Source organism: Ruegeria sp. H3 (genome assembly GCF_056533095.1).
This window is the reverse complement of the sequence record NZ_JBQFOD010000012.1, coordinates 66206-90031: the sequence shown is the minus strand read 5'-3', so window position 1 is coordinate 90031 and position 23826 is coordinate 66206. Positions and strand designations below refer to the sequence as shown.

General features: G+C 51.8%; 16 protein-coding genes and 4 pseudogenes. 12 read left to right on the top strand and 8 right to left on the bottom strand.

Features of this window, described 5'->3' with window-relative positions; all coding sequences use genetic code 11:
• Window positions 1-50 precede the first annotated feature (50 nt).
• The 3 genes and pseudogenes from pseF to ACR0JE_RS14770 form a co-directional block, all read right to left on the bottom strand.
• Complete coding sequence (gene pseF, locus ACR0JE_RS14780; protein ID WP_480864709.1) at window positions 51-752, bottom strand: pseudaminic acid cytidylyltransferase; 702 nt, start codon at window positions 750-752, stop codon at window positions 51-53.
• 19 nt (window positions 753-771) lie between these two features.
• Window positions 772-1830, bottom strand: coding sequence for a pseudaminic acid synthase (gene pseI / locus ACR0JE_RS14775; RefSeq protein ID WP_480864708.1), 1059 nt, complete (start codon window positions 1828-1830; stop codon window positions 772-774).
• A gap of 318 nt (window positions 1831-2148) precedes the next feature.
• Window positions 2149-2906 (bottom strand): annotated as a pseudogene (locus ACR0JE_RS14770) (IS5 family transposase).
• Between the two features lie 234 nt (window positions 2907-3140).
• Between ACR0JE_RS14770 and ACR0JE_RS14765 the strand changes: the two are divergent.
• Complete coding sequence (locus ACR0JE_RS14765; protein ID WP_480864707.1) at window positions 3141-4106, top strand: phytanoyl-CoA dioxygenase family protein; 966 nt, start codon at window positions 3141-3143, stop codon at window positions 4104-4106.
• A gap of 28 nt (window positions 4107-4134) precedes the next feature.
• On the opposite strand, the gene ACR0JE_RS14760 is transcribed toward ACR0JE_RS14765, so the two are convergent.
• Entirely contained in the window at window positions 4135-5166 is a 1032-nt protein-coding gene (locus tag ACR0JE_RS14760) for an FkbM family methyltransferase (RefSeq protein ID WP_480864747.1), read from the bottom strand.
• A gap of 142 nt (window positions 5167-5308) precedes the next feature.
• Between ACR0JE_RS14760 and pseB the strand changes: the two genes are divergently transcribed.
• The 6 genes and pseudogenes from pseB to ACR0JE_RS14730 all read left to right on the top strand — a co-directional run bounded on the left by pseB (window position 5309) and on the right by ACR0JE_RS14730 (window position 12141).
• Window positions 5309-6334, top strand: coding sequence for a UDP-N-acetylglucosamine 4,6-dehydratase (inverting) (pseB, locus tag ACR0JE_RS14755; protein WP_480864746.1), 1026 nt, complete (start codon window positions 5309-5311; stop codon window positions 6332-6334).
• The gene (gene pseC, locus ACR0JE_RS14750; RefSeq protein WP_480864706.1) at window positions 6334-7485 is read left to right on the top strand and encodes a UDP-4-amino-4,6-dideoxy-N-acetyl-beta-L-altrosamine transaminase; all 1152 of its coding nucleotides are present in this window, start codon (window positions 6334-6336) and stop codon (window positions 7483-7485) included. Before pseB ends, pseC begins: the two co-directional genes overlap by 1 nt.
• A 55-nt stretch (window positions 7486-7540) precedes the next feature.
• Window positions 7541-8686: a polysaccharide pyruvyl transferase family protein gene (locus ACR0JE_RS14745; RefSeq protein WP_480864705.1), complete on the top strand. Its 1146-nt coding sequence runs from the start codon at window positions 7541-7543 to the stop codon at window positions 8684-8686.
• A gap of 1 nt (window position 8687) precedes the next feature.
• Entirely contained in the window at window positions 8688-9818 is a 1131-nt protein-coding gene (gene pseG, locus ACR0JE_RS14740) for a UDP-2,4-diacetamido-2,4,6-trideoxy-beta-L-altropyranose hydrolase (protein WP_480864745.1), read from the top strand.
• A 72-nt stretch (window positions 9819-9890) separates the two neighbouring features.
• Complete coding sequence (locus ACR0JE_RS14735; protein WP_480864704.1) at window positions 9891-11207, top strand: hypothetical protein; 1317 nt, start codon at window positions 9891-9893, stop codon at window positions 11205-11207.
• Between the two features lie 11 nt (window positions 11208-11218).
• Window positions 11219-12141: pseudogene (locus ACR0JE_RS14730) on the top strand (integrase core domain-containing protein).
• Between the two features lie 307 nt (window positions 12142-12448).
• Here the strand turns inward: ACR0JE_RS14730 and ACR0JE_RS14725 are convergent.
• Together ACR0JE_RS14725 and ACR0JE_RS14720 are read right to left on the bottom strand one after the other, a co-directional pair.
• Window positions 12449-13321: a glycosyltransferase family 2 protein gene (locus ACR0JE_RS14725; protein ID WP_480864703.1), complete on the bottom strand. Its 873-nt coding sequence runs from the start codon at window positions 13319-13321 to the stop codon at window positions 12449-12451.
• A 126-nt stretch (window positions 13322-13447) separates the two neighbouring features.
• Window positions 13448-15145 (bottom strand): ABC transporter ATP-binding protein, encoded by a 1698-nt coding sequence (locus tag ACR0JE_RS14720; RefSeq protein ID WP_480864702.1) that lies wholly within the window; start codon window positions 15143-15145, stop codon window positions 13448-13450.
• A 644-nt stretch (window positions 15146-15789) separates the two neighbouring features.
• On the opposite strand from ACR0JE_RS14720, the gene ACR0JE_RS14715 reads away from it, so the two are divergent.
• Both ACR0JE_RS14715 and ACR0JE_RS14710 read left to right on the top strand, forming a co-directional pair.
• Window positions 15790-16773, top strand: a complete 984-nt coding sequence (locus tag ACR0JE_RS14715; protein ID WP_480864701.1) for a glycosyltransferase — start codon at window positions 15790-15792, stop codon at window positions 16771-16773.
• A 223-nt stretch (window positions 16774-16996) separates the two neighbouring features.
• Window positions 16997-19348 carry an alginate lyase family protein gene (locus tag ACR0JE_RS14710; protein WP_480864700.1) on the top strand — a complete coding sequence of 784 codons (2352 nt, stop codon included), beginning with the start codon at window positions 16997-16999 and terminating at the stop codon, window positions 19346-19348.
• 86 nt (window positions 19349-19434) lie between these two features.
• Here the strand turns inward: ACR0JE_RS14710 and ACR0JE_RS14705 are convergent.
• Both ACR0JE_RS14705 and ACR0JE_RS14700 read right to left on the bottom strand, forming a co-directional pair.
• Window positions 19435-19932 (bottom strand): annotated as a pseudogene (locus ACR0JE_RS14705) (hypothetical protein).
• Window positions 19933-19980: 48 nt separating this feature from the next.
• Window positions 19981-21360 carry a pectate lyase family protein gene (locus ACR0JE_RS14700; RefSeq protein WP_480864699.1) on the bottom strand — a complete coding sequence of 460 codons (1380 nt, stop codon included), beginning with the start codon at window positions 21358-21360 and terminating at the stop codon, window positions 19981-19983.
• A 122-nt stretch (window positions 21361-21482) separates the two neighbouring features.
• Here ACR0JE_RS14700 and ACR0JE_RS14695 point away from each other — a divergent pair.
• From ACR0JE_RS14695 to ACR0JE_RS14685, 3 genes and pseudogenes are all read left to right on the top strand, one after another.
• Window positions 21483-22239: pseudogene (locus tag ACR0JE_RS14695) on the top strand (IS5 family transposase).
• Window positions 22236-22787 carry an aggregation factor core gene (locus ACR0JE_RS14690; RefSeq protein ID WP_480864698.1) on the top strand — a complete coding sequence of 184 codons (552 nt, stop codon included), beginning with the start codon at window positions 22236-22238 and terminating at the stop codon, window positions 22785-22787. Before ACR0JE_RS14695 ends, ACR0JE_RS14690 begins: the two are co-directional and overlap by 4 nt.
• Before the next feature lie 42 nt (window positions 22788-22829).
• Window positions 22830-23282, top strand: coding sequence for a TspO/MBR family protein (locus ACR0JE_RS14685; RefSeq protein ID WP_480864697.1), 453 nt, complete (start codon window positions 22830-22832; stop codon window positions 23280-23282).
• Window positions 23283-23826 lie beyond the last annotated feature (544 nt).

Below are 23826 nucleotides of genomic sequence, written 5' to 3'. Positions count from 1 at the left end.
CTACGCGGAATAGTATTTCAGGCCGGGCACTAGCGAGATGACGTCGATATTCAGGAGTACAGTCGTTCGTGCTTCAGTTCTGCGATCGCCCAATCCTCTTCCGTATCGATATCCTGTACATGCGTTTCCGCCAGTACAATTGCACCGGTCCAGCTACCAAAAAGTGCTTTGGTTTTCAAAAAAACGTCGATGTCTAACCAGTACCACTGACCAGCATCGTGATAGGCATCGGGGAGATCTTGTGACCGTTTATCCCGATTTTCCGGAAAGTTAAGCGTGACCCGGCCGCTCTGTTCCTGCTGAAGCGAACGCCAAATCGGATAGCCGAAACGAGCGACCGGCATCACAACGCTAAAATCGGCGTTTTTCAGCAACTCCAATCCCTTGCTGAGAACCGCTGCCGTGACAAACGGAGCCGTAGGATAAATGCAGCACGCTTGATCGAAGTTCCGCCCAGTCGCACGATATGTCGCTAACACTTCAAGAAGTGCATCCGCAGTGGTTGCATGATCACCTGATGTCTCAGGAGATCTCCGAAAAGGAACAGATGCTCCGTAAAGCTTCGCGATCTCGGCGATCTCCTCATCATCGGTGCTAACCATGACCTCATCAAACAGACCACTATGTAGCGCGGCCTCGATGGACCAAGCGATGATGGGCTTGCCTCGAAAGCTGCGGATATTCTTTCGAGGGATACGCTTGGACCCACCGCGTGCAGGGATGATCGCAATACAAGAAATGGTAGGTTGCATAGTCGAACAGTTCTCAGCGTTATTTTAGGCCGCCCAAAATCATATCCGAGGCCAATGGCTCTCCAAAGCCAATGTCGCGGGACGCTGTCTTCCCCAAGATCTCATCGTATAATTTTGGAGGCAAACCATTGGCGGGCCGGATTGAGCGTACGTTGTCCGCACTGAAACGTTCGCCTTTAGCAATTGGGGACACGACATAAAGCGAACGGCGATTTTTTAGGATTGTGCCTTCGGCGGCTGTTGGTTGCAACGCAGGCTGGCCGAGCGCTGAAAAAGCTACTTTCGAATGATCTACAAGTTCCTTCAGCTCATTGGGTTCAAGTGAGAAGGCGCTGTCAACACCTCCGTCCGCACGCGCCATAGTGAAGTGCTTTTCGATAAACACCGCGCCCAGTGCGACTGCCGCAGTCGGTATGACCGTTCCCATTGTGTGATCGGACAACCCACATAGTACATCAAAACGAGAACAAAGTTCTGAAATTGTTGCTAGGTTTGCCTCTGCCGGAGAGGTTGGGTAGGCCGACGTGCAGTGCAATAGGATAATATCTTCGCAACCCGCAGAGCGGGCCGTTGAAACCGCGTCATCAATTTCTTGTAAATTCGCCATCCCGGTCGACATAATCACTGGCTTACCAGTTTGGGCTACACGACGAATGAGGGGGATATCGACCAACTCGGGCGACGCAATCTTGAAAGCTGGCGCTTCTAAGTCTTCCAGAAAATCTATGGCAGTCGCATCAAAGGGTGAGGAAAACACTGTGATCCCCAGCTCTTGCGCTTTTTTGAAGAGTGGTTTGTGCCACTCCCACGGTGTGTGTGCTTCTTCATAAAGGTCGTAGAGTCGTCGTCCGTTCCACAGACCTCCCTCAAGGATGAACTCAGGGCGATCACTGTCGATTGTAATCGTATCGGCCGTGTAGGTTTGCAGTTTGACCGCGTCAGCGCCGGCATGGTGGGCGGCTTCAATGAGAGAGATTGCGCGACCCAGGTCATTGTTATGGTTACCCGACAATTCAGCCACAATATAAGGAGGATACTTTGAGCCGATACTGCGTCCGTTTATCTTAATGGTCTTCATTAATATCTCCAAAGACTTAGCGCTGCCAGATTGCAACTAGATCAGCTCACTGCTTACACCAAGCGTAGAACTGACACAGTCGAAAGCATGTAGCAACGTTCTGTCCAGTATGTTCTTCACGAGGCTGGCGAGTGATTTCCAAAAAGCAATACGATGAACTGAGGTAACGAAGCAGCTTATATAAGGAAGACCTATTTCACACAATATCACGGTTGTTTCTTAGCGACCTAGCCGAGTGAAACGCCGGAAAGACTCCACACCCTCTTGAAGAAAGAAGCAAATGGGCCCGCCGCCTACCGAGGCCCCGGCCTCATTGTTTTACAGCCAGAATAGGACTGTCTCCGCGAGAGCGATGGCCGACAGTAAAACCTTGGAATATCTGTCATAGCGGGTAGCAACACGCCGCCAGTCCTTGAGGCGTCCGAACATAATCTAGATCCTGTTGCGCCGTTTGTAGCGACGTTTGTCGTACCGGAGAGGTTTGCCGCGTGACTCCCGGCCAGGGATGCAGTGCTTTGTTTCCTTGTCTATCAGGGCCTTGCGAAACCAGTCCGCGAAATAGCCCCGATCTCCCAGCAGCCAATCGACCTCCGGATGGCTGCTCAGCATTGCTCGTGCGCCGATGTAATCGCTGACCTGACCCGCCGTGACGAACAGGTTCAGGGGCCGGCCTACGCTGGCGCAGATGGCGTGCAGCTTGGTGTTCATGCCTCCCTTGATGCGACCAATCAGGCGTCCCCACCCCCCTTTTTCACGCCCATGCTGGTCTCTGTTCGGTGGGCTTTCAGAAACGTCGCGTCGATCATAATGGTCTTCTTTTCGCAGTGCTCCTCGGCCAGACCGGCCATCATCCGCGCAGAAATGCCCTTATCGCTCCACCGTTTCCAACGGTTGTACAGCGTTTTTTGCAGCCCATAGAGAGCAGGCGCATCCCGCCACCGTAAACCATTGCGATTGATGAAGATAACGCCGCTCAGCACACGTCGATCATCAACGCTAGATTTGCCCTGGGACTTCGGAAAGAAGAGCTCGAGACGCGACATCTGCGCGTTCGTAAGCCAGAAAAAGTCAGACATGTTCACCGCTCGTTTTCGAACCGTGAACCTTGCCGACCCTCAGAAATCAATGGGTCCTGAGCCTAGGCTGCTTGAACGTGTCAAAGCCATACGCGATGGCTGGAATTATTCTAGATCAAAGACAATATGTTGATAGGTATGTCTTCGCTCATAGGGTGAAACTATCGCCTTTAAACCCAACGAAAACCGACTAATGTGGCGGTCAACACCTAGGGCAAATGCGGAGATAAGAAGATGCGAATTTGGCCAAGAAAGAAGCAGGATGCTGAAACTGTGAAAGCCAAGTCTGCGCCAACTGCAGACAGCACACTCGCAGAAACAGATATGAACCAGAGCGCTAAGTTCGGATTCGGTGATCTGGATGTGTTGAATGACTCCGTACTTGCTCAGATTAGGGCAATTCCAAAAGACGAAATTGCACGCCGCGTTGACGCAGTTTCTGTATCAAAAATATCAACCGATGACGAATATCACGCGGCGTCTGTTATTCTGAAGCAAGAAGGTATCGTTATTTTACGCGACTTTCTAGGTAGTGACGCGCTGGCTTTGGCAGAAACTGCATCCGACAAGGTCAAGGATGCGATGCAAAGGGTTGATGCCGAGGGTGTGTACGAGGACAAATCTCTGATCGTACAGTCCTCAAAAAAGAAAGTGAGCGGTTATAGCGCGATGGCGAGCCATGAAAAAAGCATTGTTTCTGTTCGTAGTGGCGCTGATGAGGGCATGGTGGATGTCTTCAACTTCGACAAATTTATTGCCTCCGAGCATCATACCCTGCGAGGTGCTTTCACTCAGAAGTGGCTTTTGCGGTTGATCGCAAATGAGCAAGCAAACGCAGTGGCGAAAAACTTGAACCTTTACCTCAATCGGGGAATTAGAAAGACCCGCGGCTTCCACGCCGACTCCTACAACCCTTCACTAAAGGGGTTCGTTTATCTGAGTGATGTGCAAGAGCTGGATGACGGCCCGTATTGCTATGTCCGGCGCTCGCACAAGGACGGACCTTGGCGCCAGGCTAACCTAAAGATATCAGAACTTGCCGAGGCAAAAACTGAGGCGCCCTTTGTGGACATGGCAATGGTTGTACCTGTCTTGGCGCCGCGAGGGTCATTTGTCCTGAGTGATCAAGCTGGCTTCCATCGCGGCATCCCACAAACACCTGATGCAGAACGGCGGGTTCTAGTGATGCGGTACAAATAGGTAGAGACAATCACTGAGATTTCCGAGGCTATGCAGAGTCTGATCGACCTCTGATCTTGCGCCAGGTGCGAGACAAGAAAGGTTTGTTTTCCGACTTAGGAACCGTGGATCCTGCCGCTCTCAATGATAATTTGTCGAGCGCTTTCGGGCGAGTTATTGCCCTGCCTTTTTTTTCGTCCTTCTGAAGTTGTCGGGCCTTCTGGTTCGCAATCAGCTTGTCGCGTATTAGAAAAATAGACTCGCAATCTCGCGGTTCTGTGCTTCGGTCTTGGGCAAAACTATCGCAACTCAGAACCGCCAAGTTTGAGTAACCAAACAACTCCAACAAGCAAAGGTACCGCAACCGCAGATGCGGTGGCACATCCTCTCTGAGGAACAAAGATTCTGATCCGACCAGTTGTTTCCTATCGTTTTCTACCACATTTCCGTCAACTGCGTGATGCCAAGCGGAAGCACGATGCATATCATATAGGCGGAAACCCTGCTCCGAGAGAAATGACTCAATCTCTCCGTTTAGATGTTGCCCCTTATGGATCGGCGTATGCCATGTCTCCACCAACAATCCCAGACAGTCATCCAAGCTGTTTTTGCTTCCAAGCAGGGCTTCCATTTCAGCAGAATGAATATCGAGTTTAATAAAGTTTGGAGGCTCCATGTTTCCTGCTGCAGTCTCTGTATCAATAGAAGTCAGACCTACTTCTACTTTTCGCGCCGTCGTGCGGGCAGGGACACCAACTCGATCAGGGAAACGGCGCAGATAATTCAGGTCTGGCGGGTAAATCGAGGACGTCCCTGGTCTTACTGCCAAATGCAGGTCTCTTCTGCTACGCTCGCTCCAAAGCCCAGCATCAATGTTCTTTCTTTTTTCGTAAACGATATTGTCCTCACCGCGAGGTTCAAACGTGTAGATTAGGCAATGCTCAGCAACGGCATCGAACGGTTCGAACAATTCTCCAGCGGCTCCACCGTCCACAACGGTAAATGGAGCTTCTTTAAAAAACCCGGGTTCAAGTTCATCCCAGACCAGAGGAAAGTCCGCCGACCAATATCCTTTAGTCATTGTTGTCAAAGGCCCTATCCCTCAGTTAAAAGACGAAAATAGTCAATAGTGCCTAATGCTGCAATACGATTTTGGCCTTGCCCTGCACCCTAAGAGTCAACTATTTGAAGCGAGCGGCTGAGGTTTTACTTAGCCTTAGAGCATTCGCGAAGCAAGGAGCGGGGCCATTCTTTCAAACTCGACCATACTCGTAACTGGTGGGACAGGGTCCTTTGGGCACACCTTTGTGCCACTCACCTTGGAAAAATATAACCCAAAACGCCTCATCATTCTGTCGAGAGACGAGATGAAGCAGTGGGAGATGGCGAAGCTCTTTAAGAATGACCCACGAGTAAGATTTTTCCTGGGTGACGTCCGGGATCGAGAACGTCTCTACCGCGCGCTCGACGGTGTCGATTATGTCGTCCATGCCGCGGCCACGAAAATTGTCCCGACGGCAGAGTACAATCCGTTCGAATGCATCAAGACAAATGTTATTGGCGCAATGAACCTGATTGACGCCTGCATAGACAAGAAGGTCAAGCGTGCGGTTGCGCTGTCGACGGACAAGGCGTCCAGCCCTATCAACCTCTATGGTGCATCCAAACTGGCTTCCGACAAGTTGTTTGTTGCCGGTAACAGCTATTCCGGAGGTCAGTACACAACCTTTTCCGTCGTAAGATACGGCAACGTAATGGGTTCACGCGGGTCTGTCATTCCGTTCTTTATGTCGTTGAATGAAAAAGACAAGCTGCCAATCACCGACGCTCGCATGACCCGCTTTATGATATCGCTTGAGCAAGGTGTAGATCTCGTGTGGCACGCGCTTGAGGATATGGAAGGCGGAGAAACCTACGTACACAAGATACCTTCAATGAACATCATGGATATTGCGAAAGTGGTGGCGCCGGGAAGGGATCACGAAATCGTTGGTATCCGCCCCGGAGAAAAGCTACACGAGCAGATGATCGGTTCTGAAGACGCAATGTTCACCTATGAATACGACAAGTACTATAAGATATTGCCCGCAATCGGTGGCGATGGCCCCACTCGAGATAAATGTATCAAAGGTGGCAAAAAAGTAGCCGAAGATTTCGTCTACTCTAGTGACAATAACCCATCGTGGATGGAACCCCAGGAACTGGCTCGTTGGATAGAGGCTAATCACGCAAAAATCGGCAAAATCTAATGATACCATATGGTCGCCAGGACATTACGGAAAAGGACATTGCAGCAGTCCGTGACGTGTTGACTTCCAACTTTCTCACGCAGGGCCCCGCAGTCCCTGCATTTGAGGCCTCTGTGTCAAAGAGAACCGGAGTCCCGCACGCTGTCGCAATGAACAGTGCTACATCTGCTTTGCATGTGGCATGCTCAGCGCTTGGACTTGGACCTGGCGACTGGTTGTGGACTCAACCGAATACATTTGTGGCATCGGCAAACTGTGCGCTTTATTGCGGCGCTCAGGTGGATTTTGTGGACATCGATCCAGAGCGCTTCACAATGTGCCCCAAGCGCTTGGCGGATAAGCTTGCTGAAGCGGAAAAGAAAGGCCAGCTCCCGAAGATTGTTGTTCCCGTTCATATGTGTGGCCAACCAGGCGACTTGGATGAGATCGGGAGACTTGCGCAAAAGTATGGATTTGCTATCGTCGAGGATGCAAGCCATGCCATTGGGGCGCAGTACAGGGGTGAACCCGTGGGCGCTCACCCCGACACTGCGATTACCATTTTCAGCTTCCACCCGGTTAAAATCATTACGTCCGGCGAGGGCGGCATGGCTTTAACGCGGAATGCAGAGCTTGCAGCAAAGATGGCAATGTTGCGCAGTCATGGGATCACACGTGACGAAACCCTCATGACTCACGCGGCTGACGGCCCTTGGTACTATCAGCAGATTGATCTCGGTTGGAACTACCGCATGACGGATATTCATGCTGCTCTGGGTCTCAGTCAGATGGACCGTCTAGATGACTACATAAAGCGTCGTCACATACTGGCAAAACGCTACGACAAGGCTTTGTCGGATTTGCCGCTGAGAACACCGACACGTGTTGACGATTGCGTATCTGCTTTCCATCTATACGTTGTTCGTTTGGATGATGTAAAACGGCGCCGTCCGGTATTTGAGCATCTGCGAGCGGCCGACATTGGGGCCAATGTTCACTACATTCCGGTTCATTTGCAACCGTATTATCAACGCATGGGCTTTGTAGAAGGGGATTTTCCCGAGGCTGAAGACTACTATGCACGCGCAATCAGCTTGCCGCTCTACCCAACGTTGAGCGAAGCTGAGCAAGATTTTGTCATTGCCACATTGGCAGAGGGCCTCGGAGTATGATGAAACCAGTAGGGAACAGAAGGTTCCCCGGATGCTTTGAGCTTCAGGTGAAACGATGAAATATGCCATTGTCAGCACATATCCGCGCGAAGGTTCTCAGAACATTGGTGATAAGCTCATTGAACGTGCAACAATTATGGCGCTCCAGGCCGTAGACCCTGATGCTGAATTCATCAGCATTTGGCGCGCTGACGATTGGCAGAACGTTGCAAGTACAGTCTCTCAGTGTGATCATGTGGTATTTGCCTGTCTCGCGATCCGCAAGAATATGGCGAGCGTCTACCCATACTTAAAAGACATACTCGATCTAGACATCCCTGTATCTGCGATCTCCGTAGGGACAAGCCTTTCCCCTCTTGCCGAACATAATTTCCAGTCAGGATTCTCGGACGAAGATATAAAGCTTCTACAACGTTTTTCCGAGAAAGCAGTCGTCTTCACGTCTCGCGGCGCAATCACTCAACTATTTTGTGAGAAAAACGGCCTGTCCAAAGCCCGCCTTTCCGGTGATGTGGCCTTTTGGGATCCACGCTTTTTTGATCGAACTTTCGAAGAGAAGACGCGAATCCGAAGTGTTGCGATTAGCGATCCTCATGCGGGCGATTTGTACCGCCCTGTTTTCGAGGGGTTGGTGAGAACATTGCGAGCGCGTTTTCCTGACGCACGGGTTGAATGTCTGCTGCATGGTTTAAATTCGGATATTGAAGATACCTGCACCAAAATGGATGTGCCACTGCGCGAGATCTATAAAGATCCAGATAGTGGCCTAGACGCCTATGAAGAGTTCGATCTCCATGTGGGTTTCCGCGTACATGGGCACGTAAGCGCATTGCAAAGGTGTATTCCCAGCTATCTGTTCGAGCAGGATGGGCGCGGCGCCGACTACGGTTTATCGCTTGACCGGAAAATCTCAATTCCCTGTTACAGATTGCCAAGCTCTTTACTTAAGCCAAAGCTTTCGAACAAAAAACTTGCGAGTAGGTTACAAAAGATGTTCGGAATGAACGTGGTTCCGACCGCGCATGCGAAGGCGATACCAGCACAAAAACTGATCGATGGCCCCTTGCAAATTATGGAGGCTCTTCTTGCGCAAGATGCCGCACGAAATTTTACGAACTTCCTGGAATTTGAAAAGACGGTCAGCCGCTTTAACGCGGCGACAAGCGCCGCAATGAGCGAAATTGCAACGGCCCATCGTTGAGATGTTTCTTAACGTCGTATTTCGCACAGACGCATCCGTGACAATTGGGTCTGGGCATGTAATGCGGTGCCTGACATTGGCCGATGCGATCACAAAGGCAAACGGTAAGGTTCATTTTCTATGCCGCCGACTTGATGGTCATCTTGAGACGGTTATTCAGAATCGTGGATATCCTGTGACAATGTTGACTACACCCCATATGCCGTCAAGTCGCGATGCTTCCGATTGGTTGCAAGTTTCGCAAACTCAGGATGCGGAAGAAACCGAAAGCGCTTTACGCCAAATATCGGATGATCGCCCAGATTGGATCATTGTCGATCACTACGCGCTTGACGCCGAGTGGCACTCTGCGCTTCAGCACTATTCAAAACGCATAATGGCTCTGGACGACCTCGCGAACAGACCCATGGCGGTCGATCTTCTGGTAGACCCAACACTTGGGCGTATTGAAGACGACTACCTGGGTTTGTTGCCAAAGGGCACGCCAAGTTTGACAGGGCCGAATTACGCGTTACTCCAGCCTCGATTTGCTGCATTGCGTTCGCAAAGCCTCAAGCGGCGAAGCACCCAGCCAGCACGTAGGCTAATGATTACCATGGGCGGGGTCGACAAGAACAATCAGACCGGCAGTATTGTTGAGGCTCTCAATCGTTACCAACCTCAAGAAGTCGAAGTACTCGACGTGGTTTTAGGCCGCAATGCTCCTCATATCGATCAAGTGCGGGATCAATTGTCGCGGTTGAGTATCCCAGCGCAATTGCATGTTGAAACACCGCTTATGGCCGAGTTGATGGCCGCCGCTGATGTAGCGATTGGTGCAGGTGGCGGCACCAGTTGGGAGCGTTGTTGCCTTGGTCTGCCAACGATTGTCGTCGCAATTGCGCAAAACCAGATGCAAATCGCGCGCGCATTACACGATGCTGGCGCAGCAATCACTGTCTATCTAGAGGACGAAACTGATTTCGCTTGCCAACTTATGTCGGCACTGCGCACCCTTTCGAGAAAAGAAACGCGAGGGGCAATGTCGCTCCGTGCTGCAGCTATCTGCGACGGTCAGGGAAGCAATCGTGTTTTAGAAGCAATGTACCGAACGTTTGATCGCTTCGCCCAGAAACCAAATCAGGTCTTTTAATATGCGACCTGTTTCAATATCTGAAATCTTGATGTCGAATATTCACCTATGGGCGCTAAGAGGTAAGTCGAAGTGAAGCTATTTTTGTCGAGATTCTGGGATGCTCGCACAAAAATTGACAAAAGCATGTTTGCCCATTACGCAGACGGCCTGCACCGAGTTGCGTGCGTGATAGATAATACACCCGACTACGACAAGTTCATTGCCGATAGCCTCAGCACTGAGGAAAAAGCGGCATTTTCCCGCGACCGGGATTTGGTTGCTCGCCGCATGAGCGCCGTTAAACTGGCGCGAAAAGAAATTGAAACTGAAACCCGGCGAACGCTTTGTACCAACATAGAAGGTATCGCTTTCGACGGAAATACAGCCAACAATTTGCGTGAATTTCGTTTTCTTCAAGAACTCTGCGCACCGATCGATTTGCGGATAGAGCGAAGTAATTATGCAATGTCGCCAACGAGGCAGATGATCAAAACTTCGAAAAAACTTGAAGATGCAATATCGCAGCATATTGTCGACGTTTTTTCCTCATACATTCACAGTCGAGAAACAGTTGAAGTCGGGCTTGTACATCAGCTTGTTCTTTATAGCGGAAAATTCAAGGCAACACTTCTGGCCTTTTTACAACCAAACGCTGTACGACCAAGACTTCTTGTGCAGGCCAATGATCATTGGCCTACCCGCGTAGCAGTTTCTACTGTAATGAAAAGCCTAGGCGTTCCCCGTCTTTACCTTCAGCACGCCCAAGTCAGTTCAGCGTTTCCCCCCTTGGATTATGAATTTAGTGTTTTGTACAACGAGCGGTCACTGCGAACCTATCGCGATATCGCCCCCACGACTGGTAAGATATTTGTGATAGGACGAGAGACTGCCGACGTTCCGAAAGCGCCTCTTGAACTAGACCGCCAAGGGCCTTGTGACGTTGTTATTTACCCTACTGCTCGTGTCGATATGAACGGCTTGAAAAAAGTTGTTCAAGCACTCTTGCAAAACCCGGGGGTCCACAACGTGCAGATTAAGCGACATCCTCGAGCCAACCAGGTGTTTCCCAACGATTTTAGGGGACTATCGGTGGAGATCACTGACGATCACCCTGCACATGATCATGTGGCAATCGTTGGTAATTCTTCCGTAGCTTTAGAACTCGTCAGCCTGGGCACGCCTGTTTATCAGTGTTTCGAAATCGATTTCGTAACACGCGACTACTACGCTTTTGTTCAAAGCGGTTTGATCCCTGAAGTTACTACGAATGAGCTCAGTTCCCGTTTCTGGAAACCATATGAAATCAATGAAACTTGGATGAGTGCATATGCCGAATGGGTGCCAGCCGCAGATCAGTCCGCACAAAATGCCAAAGCACTGGTAGAAACCATTAGTCGATATGTGTAGATGAAGAGAAGCTGTTTCGGCTAAGAACAATCATTGGCATCTTGAAGGAGTATTGAACCGGGCTTGGTGCGAAGGAGCTTTGCCGCAAACACAGGATCAGCGATGCGACGTTTCGCAAATGGCGGTCGAAGTACGGAAGCATGGAAGTGTCCGACGCTAGGCGTTTGAAGACGCTGGAATCTGAGAACGCCTAGCTGAAGAAGATGCTGGCCGAGCAGTTTATGGATATAGCTACGCTGAAAGAGATGATGGGAAAAAACTTCTAAGGCCCGGTTCGAGGAGGAATGCTGTGAACCGGGCGATGAACACCAAGGGGTACAATCAGAGGCGCGCCTTTGCGTTGGCCCGGATCGATCCACGGGTCTATCGGCGCACATCCAAGCGCCCTGCCGACAAGAAACTGCGGGCGAGGATGAAGCAACTAGCGTCCGAATGGCGTCGGTTCGGCCATCTCCGCCAAAACAGCTTCTGACTGTGCAATAGTGGTGCCGGTCATAGTCGGTCTCCTTTTCGGTGTGGTTTGTCGCAAAACCACTGTAAAGATCTGAGAACCGGCGATGATCACCTGCTGCACAATTTGGGAGCTGCGCAGGCAATCAAAGCCTCTGCATCAGCGTCATTCCGAATGTGTTGCGGCACGGAACTGACTTCGAACGCGATACTGAAATGGCAAAAGGACCGTAAGGTCGGCTGGCACTAAATCGCAACTGGCAATCCGATGCGGAACAGATTGGTCGAAAGCTTCAACGGAAGGATGAGCGAGGAATGACTTAACGAACACCTGTTCCCGTCGCTCCGCCATGCCTGCCGCCTAATTGCGGCATGGCGAAACGACTAAAATTATCACCGCCCTCATTCGAGCCTCGTCGGGCTCACCCCGCGGGAGGATCACCAAAGGTCAAGAGAGGACCAAACCCTGAACAGAGCTAACTGAAATACGCGAAATCAAAGGGGAGCAGGTCAGAGTGTATCTGCCTTCCTATGCCAACACCCCCTCTCATAGCCAACTCAATGACATAGTTTTGGAGCGCCTGTACATCTGGCTGATCACGTCCTCAAGCGTTAACTGTTTTGAAGGAGCTATCTCCGCAGCTGGTGACGCATGCGAAGGCGAAATCGTATATTGTAAATGTCGAACGTCGAGGTTTTTAGGGCAGGTAGCTCACACTCCTCAACCAATGCAACGGCACCATGCGATTCCATAGCACCTTGAGGCCATGCCGAAGATTTCAAAATTCCTACTACTTTCGCACATCCGCTTGCCGGAACCAGAGTAGGCGAACTGTTTCCGAGATCATAACCAGCCGCAGACAATACTGTACCCTCCAAATTGCCAGGGCTTGCATCAAATTGAGATCTGGCTTTTTTCGCAGTTTTTTGAACGTTCGGAAAGAAGGGATCAGTTTCTGGATCGGGGGAATATAGTTCAAGGCACCGCGCCCGGCATTTCGGCGCAATCTCGCCCCTTCTATACGGCGGACTTTTTGGGCGAACTCTCGCAAAGTAGCGCGGGCGGGATGCCGGACGATTGCATCGGCGGCGAAAACAATTGGTTCACCAGCTGCTGTTGCTCGGTCATTCCACTCCATATCACCGCCCGACAATACTTCACTATTGAACAATCCGATCCGGCTAAACATATCGCGGCGCACTATGAGATTTGCCGTGACCGCGCGGCCACGTTCCACCCATTTCTTTTGCTCAAGACCCAAGTGGTAATCATACAACTCAACGGCTGTCCAGTCGGTCCCGTTTGGAACCAGCACGACATCTCCGCCGAAACGGCCAACTTCCGGGTTTTCCTGTGCGAGGCGCAAACCGTTTTCGATATACGCCGGCGCCGGCATGCAATCCGAGTCAGTGAAGAATAACAATTCAGCCTGCGCCGTGGCGATCCCCTTGTTTCTGGCGGCATAGGAGCCGGGTTTGCATTCTGAGGTTATGTGGGCATTTACTGGCAGTCGGAATTCTTCAGGCGCTGAGTCTGCGGGGTCGTTGTTGACTACAACGATTTCAAATACTTCTGATTCAACAGTCTGAGACGCGAGACAATCCAGACATGACTGCAACTTGTCCCAGCTATGGTAGGTCGGAATGATTACAGATGCACGCATGTTGGTTCCAATGGCACAGAGCCCATATCAGGACTTCGTTTGATGCAGGAATATTGCAATGGGGTGGCATCTCCGCAGAGAGGTATCCTCGGCTCGCCCTCCCCTATTTTCTTAATCTACACACACTCAGTCAGCTTGAACAACATTTGCGTACTGATGATCGTACAGTGTTCTGAATGCGCCGTTCTTTTTCAGAAGCTCGTCGGCACTTCCTTTTTCAACAACTTGTCCAGCCTCGATAACCACGATCTGGTCAGCGTGAAGAATTGTGGAAAGACGGTGTGCCACTATTATGGTCGTCCGCCCGGCGGTAAGCCGCTGTAAGGCCTCTTGCACGAGGTGTTCGGATCTGGAATCAAGCGCACTGGTCGGCTCGTCCAACAACAATATGGGACTGTCACGTAACAGGGCGCGTGCAATTGCCAGCCGCTGCTTTTGGCCACCTGACAGAAAGGCACCATTTTCTCCTACAAGGGTGTCGAACCCGTCTTCGAGGTTCGTGATGAAATCGTAAGCATTTGCGGCCTTTGCGGCTTCGATCACATCAGGCAGCGATGCACCTTCCCGGCCGAGCCGAATATTGTCTGCAATAGATGCTGAGAACAGAAAGGTTTCCTGTCCCACAAACGACATGTTCGCCCTCAAACTCTTGAACGAAGCATCCTTGACGTCCTGACTATCAATCGTGACCGTGCCGGTTTGCGGGTCGTAAAGGCGAAGCGCAAGGTTAAGAATGGTCGACTTGCCACCGCCGGACAGCCCAACCAGTGCGGTTGTCTTCCCGGCCTCGAAAGTCAGAGAGAAGTCTTTGAGGATCGGTTCACTGCTGCGATAGCCAAAATTGACATCTGTGAACTTTACTTCTTTGGGACCAGGAAGCAGGCTCTTCGGATCGTCACCCTCAGCCAGAGTTTCAGGTTGATCCAGCAGATTGAACAGCATTCTTACGCGACGCAAACTGATCTCGAGCTTTACGCGAACGCGTGACAGTCTCTTGGCCGGTTCATATGCCATCATCAGTGCTGTGACGAATGACATCAATTCACCGGGCGTCGACTTCCCTGACCCGAACAGATTTGCCGCGCTCAAACCGATGACTGATGCAATTGCAAAGCCCGCAAGGATATCCATCAGAGGGCTGGTCGCCGCTTGTAGCCGTGCGAGCTTATTGCGGCGTTTCTCGACACTCTTGACGGATTCCTTCATGCGCTTGGCCATCCGCTCTTCCAGTCCAAACGACTTGATGACGCGGATACCCCCTGACGTTTCCTGGATCACTTGCATGATCGCGCCAAGAGATTGCATTTCCATATCGGCAATCTCTCGTACTTTCCGCAACAGCGTCCTGACGCCCCAAATTGCAAGAGGACCAATGACCAAAGTAAAAAGCGACAACAGAGGTTGCTGATAAAACATAACCGCCAGCAATCCGATCAAGCTCAGCGTGTCACGAACAGCCGTGGTAACGATGATCTCGATGACCTGGCGCGCTGCCTGTGCCGATTGGGTTACCTTCAACAGCAGGTTAGAGCTTTCCGTGAGATTAAAGAAGGACACGCCCTGACGCAGCAATTTGTCATAAAGTCGTATCTGCTGATGTGACACAATCCGGTTACCGGCGCGGGTCAAGGCCACGACCTGTACATAGGTTGCCACGCCTTTGACCAAAAAAATCACAAACACCGCGATGGAAACACTCAGGACCTGCGATGCGTTATCCGCCTCGAACAAAGAGTCCACTACATCCCTCATAATAAAGGCGATGCCGGCGGTAGTGGCTGCGACGAACACCATAGCTATGATAGCGATGATGTATGGGGTCATCTGAGATCTCAGATTTTCCCTCAACAGGCGCCACAGGATAGAATCGTTCAGCGTCGCCGCAAATTTCAGTTTCGTTTTTTGCAAAGCAAAATTCCAACCTGTCCGAGTTGCAGCCGTTCCTGATCGAATTCGGGGCGCATTGCAACCCTGCCTGCCTGGTCGTGCTCTGATCCGCGTGACATCATACTTACTTTCAAGTTGGTCATGACCATAAGTAAATGGTCCGACACCTGCCATAACTTTGTCTCAGCAGAACAGACGGCGGCTTGCCGTTCCGGATTTGGCTATCTTCAATTGATGATCATGCACCCGTTTCCAAACTTGCGATTACTTAAGTGGTCGCTCCGGGGATTCAACTCTAATTTCGGCCTACAGCCCTCGGTGCGTTGGTCCGCAAGGCAATTCCGAGGGCAATGAGCTGCTGCCTGGTGTCGAATTGGATTGACGATCCCGGTGACGAAGCGCTAAATACAGCCGCCGTGATGCTGTAGACATAATAGAGTGAGTTCCGTGCTTTGAACATGATCGGTATTGCGAACTCACTGAAATCGGCCCGTATAGTGAAGTTGCGCAACGTCAAGTCGAGGCACAAAGCCCTAAAGTCCGGTTTACCAATTCTAAAACGATAGCTTTATGGACACCCGATGAAACGTCGTTCGTCTCATTTGAAGATAACTGTCTCGGCGCTGACCAGACAGCGACCGGAAATGCTGACGGCACTGCTGAACAGCTGGGGAGAGTTGATTGTCCCTGAAAACTGCTCGGTCCAGTGCCTTGTGGTCGAAAATGACACAGCTCCGCACAGCGAACCCAAGGTTCGGGCGTATGGCGACACTCTGCCAAATGGCATGTCTCTTCTTTATGCGCTTGAGACTGAACCCGGCATCCCGTTTGGTCGAAATTGCGCCGCCCGCATCGCGATCACGCAGGGATCTGATCTATTGTGTTTTATGGATGACGACGAAACTGCCGCCCCGGACTGGCTAGAAAAACTAGTAACTGGATACAGAGCTAGTTCAGCCGTTCTTTTAGGGGCTCCGCTGCGGGCAGCCCCACCCTCGGGCAACGAAACCGCAATGCAGCGACTTATGCTGAGCAACATCAACAACCGATACCTGACAAAAGAAAAGGCTGCGTCAAGCCGGGCCACACTGGATGATACTAGCGGAGTGACGATCGTGACCAATAACTGGCTGGGGGAAACCCGGCTTTTCACTGACCACGACATCTGGTTCGACGAAAAAATGCGGATGTCAGGCGGTACAGACGCCAAGTTTTACGCAGAAACAGTTGCGGCGGGATTGCCAGTCGGTTGGGTCAACAATGCGTTTGTATTTGAAAAGATACCTCCCGATCGGTTGTCGATCTGGTATCAGGCGGCCCGGGGCCGGGATCAGTCCAATACCTATATGCGCAAAAAATTGGAACAAAGGCCACTCAGCGCGATGATTCGGATCGCCACTGCGCCGCTTCGGATCGTTGCGTTGGTGGGTTTGATTGTTTTGCTGCCATTCCAACCGGAAAAGAGACTGATTGACGTCGTTCGTACCGCAGGATGGCTCATCGGTGTTTTTGGAATCCCCTTCGGCTATAAATCTGAGCTTTATAAGAAGATCACAGGCAACTGACAGGTGACAGTGTAGCTCGCCTGTTCAGATTCGTTCAGAGCCAAAACACGGCGTTTCTGACGGGCAAAGCTGGCCTGAGGTGAGTAGTTCCCCAAAATCCGCCTACAAAAATGCCCAAGGTTGCACATCTTGGGCATTCATGAATATGAAAACGAGTATTTGAGTGCCAGTGATTTCCGAAGCCCTTGCGTCGCTTCACCAGATGTAGAGACAGGTTGTATCAATGATCATGAAGTTGAGGGAAAAAACTGGAAAACCCGCCCAGTCTCTAGAAGAACGAATTCGATCCAAGAAGCGGCGCAATCGCGTACTCATCCTTTTGTCGCCTGTTCTGATTCTTTTATCTCCTGTGCTGTTGCCAGTCTATTTCGTGCACCGCAAACGAAGGACAAACAGGCTCTCTGCGGGCACAATACAAACGCGCACCGGTCTCCGCATGGGGCAATTGGCAGGATCGCTTGGTTCAGTCGCGCCCGCCGCGTGGGACGAAGAAGAAGAAAAACGGATCAACTCTCTGCGCGATACGTTTGCTCTTTGCCGGATCATCGGAAACGATCTGATACCCAGACACCGCGCGGGTCAGTCTTTGGCCAATGTGAAGTTCATTCTAGAGCACGAACCTGAGTTCGAAGATTGCACGAAACTGTGGATTCTCAATCGAATTTTTGACCCCGAAAACGAAGCAAAGCTGATTTCGCTGTTGGACGAACATCAACAGATATATGAGAAAATCCCCTTCGATGCCGATGAGCTACAGGTAACGGGCTATGACTTTGGAACTTTCAAAGATCCTTTGGTTTTTACTGATGGCACGCTTGCTTTGTTGGATGAGGAAACTCAGGCCCGAATGATTGCTCAGGCCTACAGAGCCAAGAACAACTACGTCATGAACAACAACGGCGCACGAAATGCAGCACTTGAACTGTGCATGCGTCACGCCAAATGGGCGCTACCGTTTGACGGAAATTGTTACTTTACCGAAAAGGCTTGGGACTCATTTCGCAGTGAAGTTGTGGCTGAAAGGGACAAACGCTACTTCACAGTTCCGATGGCCCGTATGCAGGATAATGCGGACCTTCTCAAAGACGACGCTACATTCGATGCACTAGAAGAGCCACAATTGGCGTTCCGTTGTGACGCCCCCCTGCGGTTTGACAAGAACCACCCCTACGGTCGCAGGCCAAAGGTCGAGCTTCTTGTGCATCTGGGCGTTCAGGGTCCATGGCAGGATTGGTTTCTGGAATTCTTTGACCATCCACCTCGCAAAATCAGCCCGGAAGGCCACCGTGTTGCTCAGGCAGGTTGGGTGGCGCGGCTGTTCTCCGGCGTATCGGAGTTAGAAAAAGAATATGACAAAGGCATTAAAAATCGCGGGGTGGCAAGAAATGACGCGATCCGCACCACTCTGGATATGCTGGAAGCAAGTCAGTTAACCGAAAAGCTCTGCAACGGCGGCCCCTTCTTCTACGACGTGGCTCGGCTGGATGCACTATCGGACAATGTTGACGACCCTGATCGCGTCGCGCTCTGCTCAGCCGCCGACGAGGCAATGACCCGTGGGCCATACTCGGTAACGCATAAGCCAGAGCAAGCGCCTAGCGGTGACCCGCATGATTATTTCCATCCTGCGCCCTATTGGTGGCCAAACCCAAGGAAGAAAAACGGCCTTCCCTACATTCGCCAGGACGGGAAACGGGTGCCTGGAACGCAGTTGTATGAAGCGAACAGCGACCGTTATGACAGAACCCGCTTGCAGCGGCTTTTTGACGACACAACGACGCTTGCGCTCGCTGCGCGTGTGACCGGAGACAAAAGATACACGGAAAAGGCCGAAAACCTGATCCAAACATGGTTCATTGATTCGGAAACACGGATGAACCCCAACCTAAACTATGCTCAGGTACGCCGGGGTCATCAGGATGACAAAGGGCGGTCAACTGGCCTTATCGAAACCAAAGACTTCTACTTCTTTCTTGATGCCGTCCGGATGCTGGAAAATGACCTGCTGATTCAGAGGCTTAAAACTTGGTGTTCGGAATTTCTTGGATGGCTGAACACCAGCGAACAAGGCATCAAAGAATGCCGTGCTGCAAATAACCACGGTACTTGCTTTGATCTGCAGACGGCATCCCTTGCAGCATTTTTGAATGACGTTCGGGCCCTCCAAGAAATTAATCTGAGGGCACAGGCGCGGATTCTTGGCAGCATCACGCCCGCCGGTGAGCAACCGCATGAAATGGAACGCACATTAACCCAGCACTATTGTACGTTCAATCTGCAATCCTGGATAAACCTGTTCAATCTGCTTGAAAATGTGGGGCTTCGCCCCTGGGACAGCGCCGCCGGTGAAAGACTGGTTGCGGCAATGCAACGTCTTCTGTCAGAATCTGACGGTGGGTGGAGCCACCCTCAAATTGATCCATTCAATACGGCGCGTCTGGTCCCAATTGGCTGTGCATTGCACGAGCGGACGGGGAAAAGCAGCCGTAGCATTGAGGACGCCACAAGTTGCTTCTTTCCCCATGATGGGGTGGCGCCTTTCTGGCGTCAGGCACTCGGATACCGGATTAAATGAAGTCACTTGCCGCCTGTTGAAAACAGCTGAAGGGGGAGATTGCCCACTTACTTCGCCCTGAGTAGAGAAGCCCGGCCTGGCTTCGATCACACATTCAATTCGAATGCATAGCACTGCCAAAGATCAAAGGCATCAGATCTGGTGTGACGATATGAGATGGCGGAAAGGCGATAGCAGCGGGTTCTAAGAATCGCGTTGATCTGGTCATGAGCAGCGAGGAAACTCTTTGCTTTTCTCGGTGATTTGACCGCCCCATGAGCTTCTCTCGCTTCCGGGTCGGTCGATTAGAGCACCGATCCGGTTGTAGACCCTTTGTGAGTACGGTGTTCGGCTTACGGTGCAAGCTGACGGATTGGCTTGATATAGCTGTGTAGCTTGTCAGTGATGACGACGCGGGGCAGGCCAAACCGGTTCACCCATTTGCATACGGTTTCCCGGCTGACGATTGCGCCTCACTCGGAAAGCAGGTCCTTCAAGTCAGCCGTGCTGAGTGCTAAACGGTGGTACGCCCACATTGCATAAGCGATTGTCTCACGTAGGAAATGGAAGCTTCTCAGGTGAAGCATCTCAGCTGGAATGTGCATAGTCACCATCTAGAACCCCGCGGAGGCATAGCGCCCACTGGAAGAGCTTCAAGGCAGCGGATCGCCTGCCAGAACGCTCAGATATTCCTCAAGGTTTGACCAGCCATCACCATCGCGGTCTTTCCAGCCGTCACTGCGGTCATCCGGATCCAAGCCTTCACGTGACTCTTCCCAGTCATCCGGCAACCCGTCCAGATCGCGGTCACTTAGTGTGGATATCTCGGGCAGGTCTGGCCAGCCTCCGGCCTCATCCGGGTGATTGATCCTGTGCCCGTCACAGCCCCTCACGTTTTCAATGATCGACCGGTCAGGGCTGTCCAATTCCTTGTCCGGCCCCGAACGCGCCCCTACTGTGCTCAACACGTGTTCCAAAACACCCGAGACAGGTTCGGGCGTGACCGACAGCGGGAACGCGGGGCGTGAGACAATATTGGGCCGGGCCGCAACATCGACAACGCGCCCCTGTTTCGATCTGTCACAAAGCAGGTCCAACCGATTGTCCAGATAAAGGTTGTCCGCGGCAAAAACCTCTAGCTTGTTGTTTGGCTCAACCGGAAACACCTCGATCGCAGCGGGGCGCGGGCGATTTCGTGTACGCGGCCCGGGCAGGATCACGTTGCCAACATAGTTGATCCATGTGTCGCCATAGAGGTTCCGAAACTCGCCAAATTGCGAGGACGCATCATAAAACACGTTATTCACGATATCGACGGGGCTCAGAGCGGTTGACGAGACATCGGGATTGCGGTCGCGGTTATGGGCAAACAGGTTCCCCATCAGGGTGATCCGTCCGCAGTCCGAGACCGCCCCGTCCTTGGAACAAATCAAAGCACCCTTGGAATGACGCCTCTCTGTATGAGATGATTTGTCCAGACCATAGGCAAGGATCGTGTTGGCTATGGTGATGTCATGGCTGGCGTAGCGTTCGCTGCCAATTCCAAGGTTTTCATCAACGCCAAACGCAACCGAGACATGGTCGACATAGATATCCGTGCTGCTTTCAATGCCCAGACCATCAACACTCGGCGAAGGTTTCTTACTCGGACCCGGGCGGAATTTCATGAAGCGTAGCAGGGCATTATGTGAATCGTAGACCATCAGCGGTGATGACTTCACATTCCCGACCCGCAGCTGTATCCCCTGCCCCGGCGCGGTTTGCCCGGCAATATAGGTATTGGGCGAAACACGGAGCTGCTTGTCCACAACGATGGTACCAGATACGGCAAACACACAGACCCGCCCGACACCCGGATGCTGCACACATTCCCGCAGGCTGCCACGCCCTGAATCGGCCAGAGTGGTTACGTAGTACACGCTGCCGCCACGCCATCCGTTGGCGTATTTTTCGTATCCGACGGCACCGGGAAACGCGATCTGCCCCTTGTCGGCATCATCTGCGATCGCGCCGGGTGCAATCGGCAATATCACTGCAAGCAAACTCAGAAACGTAAGGTGGAAACTACGGACAATATGCATGCTGGACCTAGGGTGAGGATGCATTGATTTTCGCTGCGCTGCGAGTTTCACAGCTCCGAAAACGGAGCGATGAAATGAGCGACCTTTATTGGCTTACAGATGAGCAGATGGCCAAGCTTTCCCCTTTCTTCCCGAAGTCGCATGGCAAGCCACGGGTTGATGATAAACTGGTGTTTAGCGGGATTATCTTCATCAATCGCAATGGGTTGCGCTGGCGGGACGCCCCCAAGGAATACGGGCCACACAATACGCTTTACAGCCGGTGGAAGCGTTGGAGCGAAAAAGGCATCTTCGCACGAATGATGGCTGGTCTGTCCGCCGAGCACGGTGAAAAGAAGACGGTCATGATCGATGCCACATATCTAAAAGCCCATCGCTCGGCGTCCAGTTTGGGCGTCAAAAAGAGGGGCGTGGTCGCCTAATTGGCAGAACCAAAGGCGGTATGAATACCAAGTTGCACGCAATCTGTGACAGCAAAGGGCGGCCATTGAACCTCTTTGTCACCGCTGGCTAGGTTAGTGACTACATCGGTGCTCGGGCTCTGCTCAGCAGCATACCAAACGTGGACTGGCTGCTCGGTGATCGTGGCTATGACGCCGATTGGTTCCGAGATGCGTTGAAAGACAAAGGGATACGCGCCTGCGTCCCCGGCCGAATGCAGCGCAAGACGCCCGTCAAATACGACAAACGCCGATACAAGCGGCGAAACCGCATAGAGATCATGTTTGGCAGGCTCAAGGATTGGAGGCGCGTGGCAACACGCTACGACCGTGCCCCAAGGTCTTCCTATCAGCCATCGCACTCGCGGCAACCGTCATATACTGGTTATGAATCCTGACCCTAGATGTAAGTACAAAGACAACTTAGAGGTCACGATGGTTCGTTCATACTTACTTGCAATAGCAATAGGCTTTCTTTCGACCGGCCCGCTTCACGCTGGCCTTGAGGTGCGTTTTGTCGAAGGGGCGCCAAAAGATCAATTCATTGTAAACAATGTAGGACATTGCGATCTGAGCGCCTCGACTTTGAGCCTAGACCTTTCGCCTTCTTCTGGCCGTCTGATTTTTGATGTGTCTGAGGCCGGAGCAGGGGTGGAGGTGTTCCAGCCTCTTGAATTTACAAATGGGGCAGAAGCTTTGCTGGATGTGCCTTCGGTTGTGGACGGGCAGGATTTCATTGAACTTCAGATTGCGTCCCTCAAGGCCGGGTCCAATATTGCCTTTACCATCGACGTCGATGATACCATCGGTCAGCGCGAAATCACGGTCAGCGGAGCCGAGATTGCCGGCGCCACAGTGACATTTGCGAAAGAAGGTAAAAGCAGCACCGCAGTTTTCTCTGCTGACGCTCGAACTTCGTTGGCGATCCCCAATTGCTGATGGCCCTTCGTGTGACTAAGTCATACGAATGAGGTTCGAAAGATGACAAAACTGTTGATACGGATTGGCTTTTTGGCACTCGTGCTGGGTGGTGGTATCCTGATAGGAATGCTGACGGCACCGGGTGCGTGGTACGCGAACCTATCCAAACCCGTGTTCAATCCACCCAACTGGATCTTTGCTCCGGTCTGGTCAGTGCTCTATGTGCTGATTGCCTGGGTGGGCTGGCGTCAGTTCGAAGCGCAAAAAAGCTCTGTTGGGATGAAGCTCTGGTGGGCGCAAATGGGTCTGAACTTTTTGTGGTCGCCCGTGTTCTTTGTGTTGCATATGCCTTGGTTCGCGTTCGTGATCATTCTGTCGCTGTTGATTGTGATTGCCGTCTTCATTCAACAGGTACGCAGATCGGACCGGATCGCAATGTTGGCTTTTCTTCCGTATCTGGCCTGGGTAGCCTTCGCCACGGCATTGAACCTATCGATCGCGATTTTGAATTGAACACTAGCAGAGTGCGTCCCAAACCCAACGACTGACTGCTTTAAGGAAGACAAAACCTGTTCATGTGGCCAGGTATGTAGCGTGGGCTAAATTCATCCTCATCGCACAATCAGTGCGCGAGGGCATGGCAAGTGCAGGTCGTATGGTTCAAACGGGACTTGCACGAGCCGCTCAGCTTGGGCCAACTTTACCGATACACGTCGTTGAACCTTGGACATTTGTGGCATCAAATCATGTGATCGGGCAGCGGTATCCAGTGCGTATTTTTGATCACCTTGCGGCGGCAAAAGCCGCACGCGAGAGTGTTTCGGCTTAGCCAACTTGGATCCTGCATCGGCTCACAACGGAATAAGACGTTCCACCATGATTTCTTCTCGATCCCGCTATGAAACACGGTAGCGTAGGTAGAAGAAAACCGCGTGCAAGATCACGTTCTTTGGAAAATGGGCACCTCTGAATGAGATCGTCGTGGCCTGTTCTTGTCACGTTTAGTGCGCGTTACCAGAACTGCTTTCGATCTAACGGGTGGGGCAAAGATTGCAAC